General features: G+C 42.1%; 11 protein-coding genes and 1 pseudogene. 8 read left to right on the forward strand and 4 right to left on the reverse strand.

Annotated elements, in window-relative coordinates; genetic code table 11:
• A pseudogene (locus tag PseudUWO311_RS24960) lies at positions 1 to 83 on the forward strand (photosystem II protein D1); the annotation flags it as partial.
• Positions 84 to 316: 233 nt separating this feature from the next.
• On the opposite strand, the gene PseudUWO311_RS19550 reads toward PseudUWO311_RS24960, so the two are convergent.
• Positions 317 to 1363 carry a glucokinase gene (locus PseudUWO311_RS19550; RefSeq protein ID WP_142656902.1) on the reverse strand — a complete coding sequence of 349 codons (1047 nt, stop codon included), beginning with the start codon at positions 1361 to 1363 and terminating at the stop codon, positions 317 to 319.
• Between the two features lie 64 nt (positions 1364 to 1427).
• Positions 1428 to 2108, reverse strand: a complete 681-nt coding sequence (locus tag PseudUWO311_RS19555; protein WP_142656903.1) for a HEAT repeat domain-containing protein — start codon at positions 2106 to 2108, stop codon at positions 1428 to 1430.
• A gap of 613 nt (positions 2109 to 2721) precedes the next feature.
• On the opposite strand from PseudUWO311_RS19555, the gene PseudUWO311_RS19560 reads away from it, so the two are divergent.
• Complete coding sequence (locus PseudUWO311_RS19560; protein WP_142656904.1) at positions 2722 to 4338, forward strand: iron uptake porin; 1617 nt, start codon at positions 2722 to 2724, stop codon at positions 4336 to 4338.
• A gap of 79 nt (positions 4339 to 4417) precedes the next feature.
• Here the strand turns inward: PseudUWO311_RS19560 and PseudUWO311_RS19565 are convergent, their stop codons facing one another.
• Complete coding sequence (locus PseudUWO311_RS19565) at positions 4418 to 4834, reverse strand: hypothetical protein (RefSeq protein ID WP_142656905.1); 417 nt, start codon at positions 4832 to 4834, stop codon at positions 4418 to 4420.
• A 237-nt stretch (positions 4835 to 5071) separates the two neighbouring features.
• On the opposite strand from PseudUWO311_RS19565, the gene PseudUWO311_RS19570 reads away from it, so the two are divergent.
• From PseudUWO311_RS19570 to PseudUWO311_RS19580, 3 genes are all read left to right on the forward strand, one after another.
• Positions 5072 to 10330 (forward strand): hypothetical protein, encoded by a 5259-nt coding sequence (locus PseudUWO311_RS19570; RefSeq protein WP_142656906.1) that lies wholly within the window; start codon positions 5072 to 5074, stop codon positions 10328 to 10330.
• Between the two features lie 115 nt (positions 10331 to 10445).
• On the forward strand, positions 10446 to 11222 hold the full coding sequence (hisF, locus tag PseudUWO311_RS19575; RefSeq protein WP_142656907.1) for an imidazole glycerol phosphate synthase subunit HisF: 777 nt from the start codon (positions 10446 to 10448) through the stop codon (positions 11220 to 11222).
• Between the two features lie 76 nt (positions 11223 to 11298).
• Positions 11299 to 12282: an FkbM family methyltransferase gene (locus tag PseudUWO311_RS19580; protein WP_142656908.1), complete on the forward strand. Its 984-nt coding sequence runs from the start codon at positions 11299 to 11301 to the stop codon at positions 12280 to 12282.
• A gap of 55 nt (positions 12283 to 12337) precedes the next feature.
• Here PseudUWO311_RS19580 and PseudUWO311_RS19585 read toward each other — a convergent pair whose 3' ends face one another.
• Positions 12338 to 13954 carry an NAD(P)H-quinone oxidoreductase subunit 4 gene (locus PseudUWO311_RS19585; RefSeq protein ID WP_142656909.1) on the reverse strand — a complete coding sequence of 539 codons (1617 nt, stop codon included), beginning with the start codon at positions 13952 to 13954 and terminating at the stop codon, positions 12338 to 12340.
• Positions 13955 to 14469: 515 nt separating this feature from the next.
• Between PseudUWO311_RS19585 and PseudUWO311_RS19590 the strand changes: the two genes are divergently transcribed.
• From PseudUWO311_RS19590 to PseudUWO311_RS19600, 3 genes are read left to right on the forward strand one after another with little or no spacing between them, the layout of a single operon-like run.
• Positions 14470 to 15651 (forward strand): aspartate aminotransferase, encoded by a 1182-nt coding sequence (locus PseudUWO311_RS19590; RefSeq protein ID WP_142656910.1) that lies wholly within the window; start codon positions 14470 to 14472, stop codon positions 15649 to 15651.
• Positions 15652 to 15687: 36 nt separating this feature from the next.
• Positions 15688 to 16566 (forward strand): prolipoprotein diacylglyceryl transferase, encoded by an 879-nt coding sequence (gene lgt / locus PseudUWO311_RS19595; protein ID WP_142656911.1) that lies wholly within the window; start codon positions 15688 to 15690, stop codon positions 16564 to 16566.
• The gene (locus PseudUWO311_RS19600) at positions 16563 to 17189 is read left to right on the forward strand and encodes a DUF2232 domain-containing protein (protein WP_142656912.1); all 627 of its coding nucleotides are present in this window, start codon (positions 16563 to 16565) and stop codon (positions 17187 to 17189) included. The genes lgt and PseudUWO311_RS19600 overlap by 4 nt, the downstream gene beginning before the upstream one ends.
• The last annotated feature ends 60 nt before the right edge of the window (positions 17190 to 17249 follow it).

Genomic DNA, 17249 nt, shown 5'->3' on the forward strand with positions numbered 1-17249 from the left:
GCAACGCTCACAACTTCCCACTCGATTTGGCTGCTGTTGATGTAGCTCCTGTAGCAATGGCTGCTCCTGCTATCAACGGTTAATCTTTTGACCTAGTCATCTCGAAATAAAAAAGCCTCTCCGCAAGAAGGGGCTTTTTTATTTGTGCGGATTGTGCAGAAGGCGATCTCTTTTATAGCAATACAAGTTTTGTTTAGAGTCTAAACCCCAAAAGATGAGTGGCGGCGCTTCGCGCCGCCACTCATCTTTTGGGGTTTGATTTTTCCTAGCTATCACTTTTATAGCTATACCAATTTACAAAAATGTGACGACACTTTTAAATAAGGCTTGCAGCATAAAGCATTGCCCCAATTAGTCCAACTTCAGGATTAAGCACAATATGGATCGGAATATCTTCTAAAACTGGACTGATTCGGCCCTTATTTTTTAAAATCTGTAAAAACGTTCCATCCTGAAGCAAAGGCAATATTTTGGGAGCAATACCACCCGCAATATATAAGCCCCCATTAGGAATTAACTTCAAAGCTAAATTCCCCACTTCGGCTGCATAAGCCTCGACGAAGATTTGCATCGTTTGTGTGGCTATGTGATCAAGATTAGTTTCGCTATTAATTCCCAAATTTGTTAACGCAGCATTAGCGATCGCTGCTGCCAGATCAACATTCAGATCACCTGCTTCCCATAGCTTTACTTTCTCAGTAAGTTCTGTTGATTCTGGAGAGGTTTGCTGATCGCGTAAAAACTGATAAATTGCCACAATCCCAGTCCCCGAAGCTACTCTCTCCACCGATACTCGATCGTGGCGCTTTTGCAAATATTGCAATAATTCGATCTCTAGCGCATTTCTGGGTGCAAAGTCTGTATGTCCGCCCTCAGTAGGGTAAACCTCATAGCGATCGCCATTCCATCCTAAAAAAGCTTCTCCTAAACCTGTGCCCGCACCAATTACACCAATCGGCGATCTCTCCACCACTTTGCCTTTTTGCAAAGTGTGCAAATCGTGGGGCTGGAGTCCTAAAACCCCATAGCCCACTGCCACAAAATCGTTGATCAATCTCACGTTGGCAATATTAAATTTCTCAGCAAGGCGATCGCTATCAAAAGACCAACCGAGGTTAGTTAACTGCGATTGACGATCGCGCACGGGGCCAGCAATCCCGAAACAAGCTGCTGATAGCAATGGCAATTCGCCTAAATTTATTTTGACTGTTTCAATAAATTCGTGCAAGACATCTGAGAAACTGACATAACTAGCACCAGAAAAGCGCTGCTCGTATAAAACTGTAAACCCATCAGAATTTTTTTCGGCAACCCGCAAAAGGGTCTTTGTCCCACCAATATCACCAGCCAAAATCATCGTCATTATTATTTCCCAAAATCATCGAAGAAAGTATTTAAGGGTCTGCTTTGCGGATCTTTGTACTAATTTAATCGCTCGCAAGCTGATTGATCGCATATTGGGCTGCTGCCGATACCTGAGGATGAGCATCCTTAACCAGATAATTCAGAGCTGATAGACTTTTATCACATCTTAGATGTCCTAAAGCTTCAGCCAAGCGTTGTCTGGTTAGCCAATCATCAGACTGAGCAAACCGTAAAATTTGATCGACACATCGCAAATCACCCACTTCGCCCAAAGCTGCGATCGCTGCTTGATGCAACATCGTTTCTTCACTATCTAGGGCTTGAATGAGCGCATCGTAGGCTCGTACATCGCCGAGATTTCCTAGCGACACTGCTGCGCTAAAACGGACAAGCCACTCAGTATCCTCATAAAAAGCGCGTAACAATGGCTCCACAGCGCGATTGTCTTGTAGATAACCCATTGCCCCAGCAGCATCAGCGCGAATCCCATAATCATTCTCAGTTTCTAGAATTCTCGCCAAAACTGGAAAGCAGTCTTCTGTATGCTTTAAACCTAGAGCAAATACAGCCATTGATCTAATCTGCAAGTTCTCATCATCAATTACTTTTAAAATTAGTGGTACAGCCTCATCGGGCGTTAAATCTCGTAAGGACACTAAAGCACGAAGGCGATCACGAGAATTGTCACTGTCTAATTGTTGGGAAATATTGCTTAAATCTAGGTTCTGATTGGTAGAAGACATAAAAAGCTCATGTTAAAACTCTAAGTATAGCGATCACTCACTTTGATTGAAATCAACTGAAGCTCCAGTGGCAAGGCTTCATATCACTTGAAATTTCTGTTTTTGGTACTTTTCTCCCCAACGAACCAATAATTTTTTTTAATTTATTGGTTCGGGCTTGAGCTTAGAGCCTTTATGGGTAGATCAACATAGTTAAAAATAAGATTTTAAATCTGCCCAACCTGCTAATCTGTTGACACAGATTTTGAGATTTTAAGTTTGATTGAGCTTGATTGATTAGTAAAGCTTTGCCAAGCTTTATTTCTCAGACATTTACGGAAAAATGTACAATTCCAACAAACTATATATGAATAAATTATCCTCAATATAGCCCGATTGGATGACAAAATAGGCAAACTAAGTGTGCTATGATACATTCAAATTGAAATCTACTGTAGCTAATTTAGTGAAGCAAGTAAGCTGACGATTCCTATTTTAGATAAAATCTATGTATCATAGATTTAGTGAAGTGAGGACAACTTAACGATATTGTAAACATCTATCGATAAATCCCATTCTTGACTACGTAGACAAATACACAAACCCAAAATTTACTCTCGTGAGGAGTGGAATAATGAAAAAAGTATCTTTGAATCTAGCTGGCAGCTTAAGTCTATTAGGTGTTATTGGTGCAGTCGCCGCAACCCCTGCATTTGCTGAAACCACTACAAGTGTTTCCCAAGTTAGCCAAGCTATGAGCAGCGATCCAGTTGCTCAAAACGTAACTTCAGTATCTCAACTTAGCGATGTCAAGCCAACTGACTGGGCTTTCACCGCACTTCAATCTTTGGTAGAGCGTTACGGTTGTATCGCTGGCTATCCTGACAGAACTTTCCGTGGTAAACAAGCAACCAGCCGCTACGAATTTGCTGCAGGTTTGAATGCTTGCTTAGACAAAATCAACGAAATCATCTCCGCAGGTTTGGCTGACAAGGTTAGCAAAGAAGACCTCGCTACCTTGCAAAAACTTCAAGAAGAGTTTGCTGCTGAACTAGCCACCCTTCGTGGTCGTGTCGATGCTCTTGATGCCAAGGTCGCTAAGCTCGAAGCTCAACAGTTCTCCACCACCACTAAGCTTTCTGGCGAAGCAATCTTCTCAGTACAAGGTGCAAGTGGTAATAATGCTGCTGGATTCCCAACCAGCACAAACGTCTTCGTATCTAGCCGCGTGCGTTTAGACCTTAACACCAGCTTCACAGGAAGCGACCTGTTGAAAACCAGACTAGAAGTCGGTAACGGTGGAACAACTAATATTCCTGGAGTATTTGGCGCTGGTGCGACCACTGGTACTACTGGTGTTAGCAGCAACATTGGTTTCCAAACCTATGGTCAAGATTACTCAGGTCTAGGTTCAAACTTTGTACTTGCCAAATTGCGTTACGACTTCAACCTTGGTGATGCTCGCATCTCTCTTGGTCCTGTAATGCATGCCTATGATCACATTGACACCAATAGCTATGCCAACAACGAAGCCGTTGACTTTGCTTCTACCTTCTTCATCAACAACCCCTTGATGGTTTTGGTGAATGGTCAAACAGGTGGAGCAGGTGCTGCATTTGATTGGAATCTTGGCAAGAGTGCCTTTACCTTGCGTGGTTTGTATTTAGCAGGTAATGCAAGTAGTCCTACAGCTGCTGCTGGTGTAAACCGTGGTTTATTTGGTGATGCTTACCAAGCAACTGCTGAATTGGAATTTGCCCCTAAGAATGCTGCTGGTGATAAGCCTTTTGCAATCAAGCTTCAATACACCAATGGTGCTGTAAACAATACTGGTGTTAATGCTGGTGGTGTCAACGTTGAGTGGAAGTTTGCTAAGGGCGCTGCTATTTTCGGTCGCTATGGATTCGGTACACTTGACAACCGTGGTGTTCTTGCAACCGCTGCTCCTTTTACAGCTGGTCTTGGAGCCACTGCTGGAGCAACTAGTTTGAGTCCCCAAACTTGGATGGCTGGTTTTGCTTTCCCTGATTTGTTTAAGGAAGGCGCTATGGCTGGTATTGCAGTCGGTCAGCCTTTCATCTCAAGCCAAGTAGGTAATGCAACTCAAACCAACTTGGAATTGTTCTACAACTTCCCAGTCACCAACAATATCCGCATCACTCCTGATGTTCAGTTTATCTTTAATCCTAACAACAACAGCACTAACAGCACCATCTTCGTTGGTACTCTAAGAACTGTATTCTCGTTCTAATCTCATAAAAAAGATGTGTTGCTTTGCAACACATCTTTTAAAAAATAAGGCTAGCGCACAATGCGCTAGCCTTATTTTTTTAGTTAATGCCAATTAGTGATTTTGCCATCGGGAAGTAAGTTGCCCATATTTTAGGATCGGGGCGACTTGCCCAGTCGCGACGGGAAACGATCAATTGCAAGATAATGGCAGCTTGATCTTGGTTGAGATTTTGAGCTGTGACTTTGACTGATACATCAGAGACCATTACATCAAGGTCAAATGTACGTTGAGCCGCCGATCGCGCTAGTATTTCAGCTTTACGGGTCATCACCGTAAACCCCTCGTCTTGATTCACCAGTAACCGAATATCGACCTCACGACGCTCAGCAACCGCGCTACTTGCGATCGCCATAGTTGATAAAGTGGCGATCGCGGAGAAAAATAAGTAGTTAGTTACTCTACGAAATGGTAGAGCCGTCAAAAAAGTCGGAGAAACATGCGATTTGTTTTTCATAGTCATCTTCGCCAGAAACTCACAAAAAAAGTTATAGAAAAATCGCCAAGATATTAGCAAAAAACTGGGAAAGATGTGTGCTATTGTCTGCTAACAAATTTGGCTTTAGAGTGTAGCTCATTTAAGAGCCAATTTGCTTACCAATTTTTAGTTATCTTTGGATTTAATAGCGCCAAGCACCACAAATCCAAAGACAATCCCTTATCTTGTCGTTATGGAGGTCTTGCAGGGGGCGTTATGTCAAAAGTTCTGATTAGTAATTTGATCGATCAAATCAATACATTGTTGAGCCGCCCAGTAGGATCCGTATCAAGGAAGCCATCTCCAGATATGATGCACCAGAGGGAGCAGCTAAAACAGCTGCGATCGCAGCTAGAAAGCCTAACTGATGATGAACATTTGGGTGATTTAGGGCAGCAATATCAAGCTTTGGTAAAGCGTTTACAAGGAAAAGATAATCCTCATAATGACCTAAGCAGCCATTTAAATAGTGAAAAATCTAATCAAAATGACTCAAAAACTGCAGAATTCAAGACAGACCTATTTAAAACAGATAAACTAGAAACATTGCCACCACTATTAGTTAGCCCAGTAGTTAGCAACTTATTTGGCGCTGAATCTTACTTGACAAAGGAGACTAGCACAATGACGAATGGCACACCTGAACCCAATTCTACATTTGTCAACGATCGCATGATTGCTTCGCTCCAGCAAGCAATTCAGCAGACATTGCAACAGGTTGTTAAAGAGTCAGTACAGCGATCGGTGCAGGAAGTAGTCAGTCAAACTCTCGCCGTCGAAAGAGCCCTCATGGTAGGAGAAATTTCGGCGAGTTTAAATAAAATCGTTGAATCCCAGCAGCGAGCGCAAATAAGCCAAGAATTAATTACTTTAAATCAACAAAAGCAAAAGCTAAACGCTGAAATCTCGCAGTTAGAATCTGATCGTTTAACTTGGATGAGACAGTTTCAAGAGTTTCAGACAACTCAACAGGAAGCTATAGATCGATCTTTAAGCTCAGTTAATAACTACGTGCGCGATCAGATCTCAGACTCATTACAACAAACTATGCAGCAGACTATGGAGGGTACTGTTGCTGATAGGGTTAAACAAACTGTTGCCCAGACTCTTCAAGATAATTTAGTCAATATATCCTCTACTCCTAGCCCATTCACAGAGCCTCCACAAACAGAATTTGCAAATAAAGTTCAGGAACAAACTGATCGTTTTTTGTTGCATCTAGATGAAATGTTTAACACTACGTTTCGATCGCTAGAGCAGGAAATCCAAGGCTATCAAACATCGATCGCTGCAAAGCTTAATAATATGGAAACCCTTGAGCAAAAGGGTGAAGCTTTGATTAGTTCCTTAGTTGATCGGATCAGTCTGCAGACTGTTCAACAGCCACAAAACTCTGCTGAAATATCTCCGTCTGCTATCAATATATTGCCTGAATTACCAGACGATATCCCAATCCGATATCTAGAAACCTTTACAGAACCTGCTGATGAAGAATTAATCAATGCCTTACTAGCGGGTAATAAGTTTGGCGAGGCTGATGAAGTTGAACTACCTGCAACAACAACTATTGAAGCTGAGCTTCTTGAAGTTGTAACAAAAGATGATGAAAACACCACAGATGATCTCGACAGTATATTAAGTACAGATGAGGATCACCTAGTCGAGGAGCCAATTGTTGAAATACAAGCTGATCCGTTAATTGATCTAGCTGGCTTCGGTACCAGTATTATCCTCGACCCTCAGAGTGCGATCGCGGCTCGTGAGCTAAATCCCGATTTTGATTTAGAGGCGGCGACCCAAATAGTTGAGAGATTTGATGCACCACGTACTCGGATGCAAGAGAATGAAGAAGAGGGGAATAATTTTGATGTACTAGCATTAAATTTTCCTGTGGAGGAGGTAGTCAGCGAATCGGGAGAACTGATTGATGATCCAGAACTTTTGCAATGGTTAGAGGAAAGTAATAATCGCCCTATCTCAACTACAAATATTGCTGATGTCTCTCCTGATGAGGATTTACTGTCATGGCTAGGTAACGAAGCGATCGACATGGCTAAACTACCTACTCAAAGAGAAGATCAGTCACTAATGCTTAATAGTTCAGCATCTGAACTAGAAGCTTTTAATATCTCTCAAATTTCTCCTGTTGCTTCTGTTGATATAACTCTAGATACGAACAATGATAATCCAGATAGCATAGAATCGAAAATCGAACAATTTTTAAATAATTCAAATAACGATCAAGCTGATGATTCTGATGAGTCTCTAATTCTACTGACTAGCAAAAATGTTAATGACTCGGTTTTTCCAGAATGGGAAGATTCACTAGTTGATGATCTTAATTTCGATCTAGAGCGTCTTGATGATGGGGTTAGAGCAGATCCACAGATCGCAGCTAATCTTGATCAATTTATTCGCAATACACCCTACGCTTTAACCAATTGGGAAACTGAAGAATCTCAAGCCTATCCCACAATCATTGAGGTTTCAGCCCAAGAATCAAATGGCAAAAATGTCAGTCAACCAGAAACTGAAGAACTAGAAGTCCCACCAATTATAGAAAATCCCAACGCCTTATTTATTGACCGATTTGCTGAATCATTCACAGAGAGTAAAGATCTTTCTGAGATTAATGCAGATATTGCCGATTTGCAGCTATCTCCATTTACAACTGAATCCAGTGATATTCCTGAGATTTTTGACAATCCCGACTCTCTATTTAATATAAAAATAGAAGATCAGATTTCAGAAATACAGTTAGCTCCTTCTTCTGATTTGTTAGCCAATCCCGTTACATCCAATGTTGATGATATGGATGCAATTTTTGCAGAAGTAATAGCTGAAAATGCTGCTAAGTACTCTCCAATAGTAACATTGACAACTAATGATGAACTTGATGAATTGTTTGTGCCCTTAGCAACTAGCAATCAAGGAACAATCATAAGCACAACTCCAAATCTAGATGATGAAAGTGAGCTTGACACACTTTTATTTGGGTTTGATCCTGCAACTGAGTCAGAAGAATCTGATACGGTCATGCAAACTATAACCAAAGGTGATTCTGGGGGGATTGATGTTGGAGCAAAGACGATGTATGAGCCTCTTGCTGTTCCTGAAGCAACGGAATCTATTGAAGAACAATTAGATACAATTATGCAAGGTTTTGCACAGGGAGAGTTGATGGATTTCAGTGATACTTCAGCACTGACAGAACTTGAAACTATTGAAGAAGTTCTCATTGATTCAGTAACTCCCAACAATATTATTACGCAAGAAGAAGCCGAAGATGATTGGACTTTAGCTCTAGAGAAGCTCGAATCTAAAATGGTACAGCCAATTGCAAGCAACGATATTGATTATAGAAATGATGCAACTGAATCATCAGAGTTGTCAGCAGATGAATTTTTTGCTTCTTTAGAACATGACAAATTAGATGGTTCCGCTGATACGATTGAAAAAGATACGTTGCCGAAGCCCTCAGACGAAGCATTGATGGATGTGATCGCCGATTTCATCGATTTAGAAGTGCATATCCCTGAGGATGGAGAAGATGATCTATTGCTCAATGAGTTTGCAGATACTCAGAATGATCCTCCAAGTAATGTTGCTGATAATGAGTGGGAAAATTTATTAAATGATTTGAACTCATTTAACTTTAACGAGCCATTGCTTGATGATATGCGTGAGCAGCTTGGGCTGTCATCAGTCGCGCCAATTAGTGACACTAGCGAAAATGTCTTCGATATTGATTCACTAGTATTGGAATCACGCAGCATGTCTTTGATTCCTTCTCCACCTGAAAAAGAAGTTTACAGCCTTGATGACACTTGGGTTTTAGGTGTTGATTTTGGTAGTACTGCCATCAGGGCAAGCTTACTTAATGCTGATACTGGGCGAGTATATTCTTTATATCTTGATGATGCTGATGAAATGTCCTGCAAAATTGTTTGGCAGGCAGAGCAAAGCTTAGATGATCCGATCGCTAAAGATATTCGGACAATCTCAAGGAGATCGCAGAATGCTGAATTAGAAGATGGCGAAGTTGTCCTTGTACATTTCAAGCAGTTTCTCAAACTTGGCTTACCCTATCGCGGTGTAAGTACTTGGCAGCCAATCATCCAATGGGCTGATCCCTATCAAGTAAGTTTGCGATGGTTAATTGCTGCTCTTAAAAATCTAATGGAGCAAATCCAAACAAGAGCTAATCATCCTAAGCTTCCTGATGTTGGTTTGATTTTGTTGAAGCTCAGTGGCGTTGTTTTTGGATATCCTGCCAACTGGTCTGATACATACATTCTCAATATTCGCGAAGCAATCCTGAAAGCAGGATTAGTTAGCCAAGCGGAGCAGGTGATGGCAGTCGATCAGGCCATCGCGCCCGTTTTATCTTTGCTTCATGATCAGAAGATTGCTCAAGAAGTTACGCTTTTAGTTGATGCAGGTGCAATTACGACTAGTCTCTGTCTGATGAAGGGACTTAGTCAGACCAAAGATCGATCTAATCTACATATTCGCAGCCTTGACTATGCGGGGATTAGTATCAGTCAAGATATTGTCGTGCAATTGTTCTATCCCCATTGGCAATTAATTACCAATCCTAACCGCCATCTCTGCAATTTGGATCATCTCAGCTTGCCAGAAATAGGTGCTTCTGCACCGCAGCAAAGAATTCTCCTTCAGCAATATTTGTTAAGCTCTGATCTTGGGCAACAGATGTTGGAGTTAGCTGATCGTGTCAAAGTCACATTCGGGAGAGATGTTGGTGTCGATAGTTGGAATGAGGAACTAATGGGACAACCGATCGTTGTTCTGCGCCGTGAGCTAGAAAACCTGATTTTGCAACCATTTACCCAACGACTCAATCGCGAGCTCAATTCTATTCTCAGTAATGCAGGAGTTCTTGGGGAAGATGTACATCAAGTTTTGCTGTTAGGTAGTACTATGCATATTCCCTTGCTATCACGTTGGCTATCCCAAAAACTACCCAATGCCAAGATTGATCCATTAGCTACTTCGGCGTTAGCAAACGGGTTAGCTGTATCGCCGCTTTATCCAAATTTGCAAGATGTTGCACGTCAGCAATATTCTGATTACTTTCTCTTGCAAGAGATTTGCCGTCTCAACCTCACTCAATCGGTTAATCCCAATCAACTACTTCAGCAGTTGCAAATGCGCGGGATTAATATCAAAACTTGCCGCGATCGCATTTTGAGTATCCTGCAAGGTGATTTGCCAGAAGGTTTATTTCCTTGGCAAGAGCCAGAAAGCTCAGTGATTTTAGAAGATCCGACGCTTAGCAGTGACTTATTTGCTGGTCGATTGTTTGAGTTGGAAACTGATGGTACATATCAGCCCAATGTGACTAAATTTCAGCAGTTGCGTGTTTATTTACAAGCGATTATTGGCAATATGAGTCAAACACTAAATGAGCCTCTCGTTTTTCCTGAAATCAAAACCTTGGCGATCGCCAAGTAAAGATGAAAGGCAGTGCTTCGCACTGCCTTTCATCTTTTGGGTTTAAAGAATCGCGATCGCAAAGCGCTGTAAAATATTGATTCTTGCTGTGATTTTGGAAAAATTTGAAGAGCTTATGCTAGCGAAACGCATTTTGCCTTGTCTAGATGTAAAAGCAGGTCGAGTCGTCAAAGGGATCAACTTTGTCGATCTTAAGGATGCAGGAGATCCTGTGGAACTAGCACAGGCTTATAACCTTGCAGGAGCCGATGAACTGGTGTTCCTAGATATCACAGCCACCCACGAAGATCGCGGCATTATCTTGGATGTGGTCTATCGCACAGCCGAGCAAGTATTTATTCCACTCACAGTGGGCGGCGGTGTGCGAAACCTAGACAATATTCGCGAACTTCTGCGAGCAGGTGCGGATAAGGTGAGTATGAATTCAGCCGCAGTAAACGATCCTGATTTAATTAATCGCAGTAGCGATCGCTTTGGTAATCAGTGCATTGTTGTTGCGATCGATGCTAGACGGAGGAATGATCCCAATAATCTTGGCTGGGATGTGTATGTACGTGGTGGGCGCGAAAATACAGGTATTGATGCGCTCTGGTGGGCGCAAGAAGTAGTTAGGCGCGGCGCTGGTGAAATTTTACTTACTAGTATGGATGCTGATGGGACAAAGGCAGGTTATGATCTGGAGCTAACCCGTAAAGTTGCAGATTTAGTAGAAGTTCCTGTAATTGCTTCGGGTGGTGCAGGTAATTGCGAACATATTCTGCAAGCTGTGACTGAAGGTAGAGCTGAGGCAGCTCTGTTAGCTTCGTTACTTCATTATGGAGAACTAACGATCGCTGAAATTAAAGATTATCTAAGTACTAACCAAATTCCTGTGCGATCTTTGCATTCTTAATTGCAGTTCGTTTGTGGTGTGGCTTTGCCGCGCCACAAACGAACTGGTTGTTGGTTTCAAGAGAGACAAAATTTTTATGGTTAGAAATTCTTCTATGGCAAAACTAGAGATTAAACTAGATCAGCCTGATGATTGGCTATATGATCGCTCAGTTTTAGGGTGGGTACTCAATCCAACCCTAAATAAACAGTTGCCATTTCTATACCGCATCTTTAGTTTGTACTGTAAGTTGTATTTTGGTCTCACAGGCAAAAGCTATCTCAAAGGTGGCAGAGAATTATTCAGATTTCTCTCAAATATTTTTTATCGACTTTCACCAGAAAAATATTTAGAACTAAAGCTATCTGGCTATCAAGTATTTCTCAATCCAACTGATATGCGCCTCTTTCAAGTTGTGAATGAGCTAGCTAGTGGAGATACTGATACACGAGTATTATCTCAATTACTTTCTGAAGGTGATACTTTTCTGGATATTGGCGCAAATCATGGGAGCTTTGCGATCGTGGCGAGTAAGATGGTTGGCTCGAATGGTTTTGTGCTTGCCGTCGAGCCTCAGCCACGCTTAGCCAAAGCTTTAGAAAAATCTTTGTCGGCTAATGCGCTCTGTAAATTCCAGATTCATAATCTCGCCGTTGGCGATACCGATGGAGAAATAGAATTATTAGTGCCAATTGGGACATCTGGTTCAGCGGGAGTATTTCCTGAACATTCGGCAACTCATCAGTTCAATGCGATTAAGGTTCCAATTAGGCGGTTTGATGAGTTAGTAGACTGGCAAAAGTTTACTGGCAAAGTTTTACTAAAACTTGATGTAGAAGGAAGTGAATGTGCGTTTCTCGCAGGCGCAAGCAAAATGATTACTGCGCTCAAGCCAACTCTGATTATTGAGGTTCATCCCACCAGTTTGAAAGCGGCTGGGGCAACTGGAGATAAGCTCAAGCAATTGTTACAAGAGCTAGGTTATACCAGTTATGTAGAGATGAATGATTGCGATCGCATTTTTGCGTTGCCAGATTTAAATACAGATGTCCAAAGAAATGTCGTGATGAAGATGGCATAGACCACAAAAAAAGAGCGCTGTAGCGCTCTTTTTCATGTTTGCAGAATTTCTAGTTTTATTCAACAATTCCCAAAATAGTTTGAGGTTTTGAGTGAGGTAGTTGCGGAGCAATCAATCTATAAGAATAGAGATTAGGATTGGTCTGAGCTACTAAACTAAAGGCATCACGAGCTTGTTCAGTTACTGCAACAGTTTTTACGTCGTATGTCTGAGTTGCCAATTTAGGATAAAAACCGATCGCGACAATCGGCACAAGTAAGCAAACGGCAATAAATACTTCACGAGGTTTTGCATCGCTAACGTATTTATCTAAATTCAATGCGAGATTCGGTTGACCATAAAAGACTTGACGCAAGGTTGAGAGCAGATAGATTGGCGTGATAATTACGCCAACTGCTGCTAAACAGATCATCACGATCTTAAAGTTAGAGGCATATACATCGCTGGTAGTGATACCCAGAAAAACATTCAACTCACTCACAAATCCGCTCATCCCAGGAAGGGCAAGAGATGCCATCGCTGCTGCCGTCATTAGGGCAAAAGCTTTCGGCATGATTTCGGCAACACCGCCCATTTCATCCATCATCAATGTGTGCGTGCGATCGTAAGTAACTCCAGCGAGGAAGAATAAAGCAGCTGCGATTAATCCATGCGAGAGCATTTGTAATACTGCACCGCTTACACCAAGATCGTTAAATGACGCTAACCCGACAAGGATAAAGCCCATGTGCGAAATCGAAGAATAAGCAAGACGACGCTTCAGATTTTGTTGAGCGAATGCTGCCATTGCGCCATAGACAATACCGACTACACCCAAAACCGCGAGCAAAGGCGCAAAGTAAACATGGGCATTGGGCAACATTTCAATGTTAAAACGAATTAGTGCATAGCCGCCCATTTTTAGCAATACCCCAGCTAATACCATGGATACTGGTGCAGAGGCTTCGCCGTGAGCATCTGGCAACCAAGTATGCAAAGGGAAAATCGGCAACTTTACACCAAAAGCGATTAAGAAACCTGCATAGGCGAGTAACTCAAACGCGATCGGATACTGCTTCATCCCCAATTCAGCCATATTAAATGTCGTCTTATCCCCGTAAAATGCCATCGCTAAACCAGCGACGAGAATAAAAATCGAACCTAATGCCGTGTAGAGAATAAACTTTGTCGCAGCGTAAAGACGCTTCGGCCCACCCCAAATTGAAATCAGCAGATAGACAGGAATCAATTCTAATTCCCACATGAAGAAAAACAATAATAAATCTTGGGCTGCAAATACACCAATTTGAGCACTGTATAAGCAAAGCATCAAGAAATAGAATAGTTTTGACTTATTAGTAACATTCCAACTTGCAAAAATGGCTAGGGTTGTAATCAAGCCTGTCAATAAAATTAGCGGCATCGACAAACCATCAACCGCCAAAGACCAGTTCAGACCAAGTTGAGGAATCCAAGCATAATTTTCTGACATCTGGAATGAAGCTTCATGGAGATTGTATTGACTCCAGAATGCATAGACCATTAAAGACAATTCAATAAATCCTACTGCCATTGAATACGATCGCACATTCTTGGCATTACCGTACTTGTCAGGTATAAAAGGAATCGCAAAGGCTGCTACAAGTGGTAACAGTAAAATAGTGGTAAGCCAAGGAAATTCTGCAACAGACATGATGAGGATAAATACTTACACGTTAATTCAATTGTATTAAGAATTTGTAAACTTGTGTTAAGTCTTTTGATATAAAAGTTAATAAATCATCAAATCGTTCAAATAGACTTAAAGCTATACCAAAAGCCGTTTTTTAGGATATAGTCTGGGATTCATATACAAATTGTCATCCAAGTAATGAATACCATCGCTTTGTTGCTATCGTTAAGCGTCAAAACTGGAAATATCAATTCGTACTCGTTCTAATTTCTCTCAGGGATTCTCATTTTGAAACCGATTTTGTTATTTCTAGTGCCAAAGGCACTAGAAATAACAAAATCGGTTTTTTGAAAGCCATCTAACGGCGGACTTTCAAAAAATCGGTTTTTATAATGAGAATTGCTGAGTTTCTCTATAACAAGTGCGATCGCGAGACAATTTCTATTAAGATCAAATTTCTATAGCAATTACGCAAGAATCGCACTCGCAGAGTGCGATTCTTGCAAATCAACCCTTATTACGTTCTCACAACACTAATGAAGACTTGGCTCAAACCTGCTCACCGACTAGAAAAACTCCCTCCATACGTTTTTGCGCGTCTAGACGAGTTGAAGTTGCGAGCGAAAGAGCAAGGTCTAGATTTGATCGATCTCGGGATGGGCAACCCTGATGGACCCACCCCTGAACCAGTAGTCGAAGCCGCGATCGCCGCTTTACGCAATCCCAAAAATCATGGCTATCCCCCTTTTGAAGGGACAGCTAGTTTCCGACGGGCGATCACTGACTGGTACAAACGTCGTTACAATGTACAGCTTGATTCTGAAGGCGAAGCATTACCTTTAATTGGATCTAAAGAAGGTTTAGGACATTTAGCGATCGCCTATATCGATCCGGGCGATCTGGTACTTGTCCCCAGTCCTGCCTATCCTGCCCATTTTCGGGGGCCATTACTGGCTGGCGGTGAGATCTATGAAATGATTCTCAAACCTGAACAAGACTGGTTGATCGATCTATCGGCAATTCCCGAAGAGATTGCCCAACGCGCCAAGGTGATGTACTTCAACTATCCCGCAAACCCCACGGGTGCAGTTGCGCCGCGAGAATTTTTTGAAGAAGTAGTCGCCTTTGCTAAGAAATACGAGATTTTATTAGTACATGATCTTTGCTATGCCGAACTTGCTTTTGATGGCTACATCCCTACTAGTTTGCTAGAAATCGAAGGTGGCAAAGATGTGGGTGTAGAATTTCATACTCTCTCCAAAACCTATAATATGGCTGGCTGGCGTGTGGGCTTTGTAGTTGGCAATCGTCATATTATTCAAGGTTTGCGCACACTCAAAACTAACCTCGATTATGGAATCTTTTCGGCGATTCAAGTAGCTGCGGAGACTGCTTTGCAGTTACCAGACACTTATTTAGAGGCTGTCTGTGATCGCTACAAAGAACGCCGCGATTTCTTGATTTCAGGGCTAGCCGAACTCGGTTGGGACATCCCCAAAACATATGCCACCATGTATTTATGGATTCCTGTACCTGTGGGAATGACCTCAGCTGATTTCGCGCTTAAGGTATTAGAAAGTACAGGCGTAGTCTTTACCCCTGGAAGTGCTTTTGGCCAAGGCGGGGAAGGCTATGTCAGAATTAGTTTGATCGCTGACTGCGATCGTCTTGGCGAAGCACTCAATCGCCTCAAGCAATCTGGAATACGGTACAAATAGGATATAAGGTGGGGCGCTTCGCGCCCCACCTTATATATGAATTACTCTAGTGAAAAGGAAAAAGTGTTTAACCTGTTGCCTCTTGCTTTTGAATTTACATCTCCTGGTCCGATCGCCTTTGAGGTTGGTCCACTTTCGATTCGTTGGTATGGATTGCTAATCGCTTCGGCAATTATTTTGGGAACGGTGTTAGCGCAAAAACTTGCGGAAAAGCGCAATGTTAATCCAGAACTGGTTGGCGATCTGGCGATTTGGCTAGTGGTTGGTGCAATTCCCTGCGCTCGTTTTTACTATGTTCTGTTTGAGTGGCATCGCTTTCAGAATCAAGAATGGTATAAAGTATTTGCCATCTGGGAAGGCGGCATTGCTATTCATGGGGCGATTATTGGTGGGGCGATCGCTGCAACTATATTTTGCAAACGCCAAAAAATTTCCACATGGCTGATGGCTGATATCATCATGCCTGCGGTGATTTTGGGGCAAGCGATCGGGCGTTGGGGTAACTTTTTTAATTCCGAAGCCTTTGGTAGTCCTACGGATTTACCTTGGAAATTATTGATTCCTAGCAATCGTCGTCCTCCTGAATTTGTAAATGAGGCATACTTTCACCCCACATTTTTATATGAATCCCTGTGGAACATCGGTGTATTTGCAATTTTAATCTTTGCCTTTCTGCGTTTTCCTAAGCTTAGGACTGGCACGATCACGATGATCTATGCGATCGCTTACAGCCTCGGTAGATTTTGGATCGAGGGTTTACGCACCGACAGCTTAATGGTAAGTGGGCTTCGCACTGCACAGATGGTTAGTCTGGCTGCGATCGTTGTAGGTATCTTTGGCTTAATTTGGCTATACGGATTGCGCCGTAGGTTTCCCGATACCACTCCTAAGGAAATAACATCCGAAAACCTATGACCAAATTGACCCATACCGATCCTCGCGAAATGGTGGAAACCGCATTCCTAGCTAGTACCACCGCTATGTTGTTTCTCATTAATTTTTACTTTCCCCTAGGACCCTTGCTGAGAATGCTGTTCCCATTGCCAACAGCTTTAGCCTACTTACGATGGAATAGTCGCGCTGCATGGATGTCAATGGTCGTAACAGCATTACTTTTAGCGATCTTGATGGGACCAACCCGTAGTATTCAGTATATTGTCCCCCATGGTCTAGTCGGAGTCACATTGGGATATCTATGGAAACGAGATTTTCCTTGGTCTGGTTCGCTGAGTATTGCAACAATGATTGGCTCAGTTGGCACAGCTTTTCAGTTTGCTTTTTTATCAGTTTTAATGGGTGAAAACGTCTGGAACTATTCGATCGCCCAGATTACTGGGTTACTCAATTGGGTAATGCAGCTTTTTGGGTCACTGGAACAGCCAGATTTTGCGACAATTCAAATTTTTGCGATCGCAGCTATTATCTTTAGTAATTTTGCCTATCAATTACTAGTACATTTAGTCGCTTGGATTGTGCTTGTTCGTCTTGGCAATCCTATACCTAGCCCTCCAAAATGGATAGAATCTTTATTAGCTTAAACAACAGATAATAAGCATTTAAACGAGTTTTTACTTCTTGACATCAGCATGGCTGAGACA

The sequence above is a fragment of the Pseudanabaena sp. UWO311 genome (assembly GCF_006937785.1).
Lineage (GTDB): Bacteria > Cyanobacteriota > Cyanobacteriia > Pseudanabaenales > Pseudanabaenaceae > Pseudanabaena.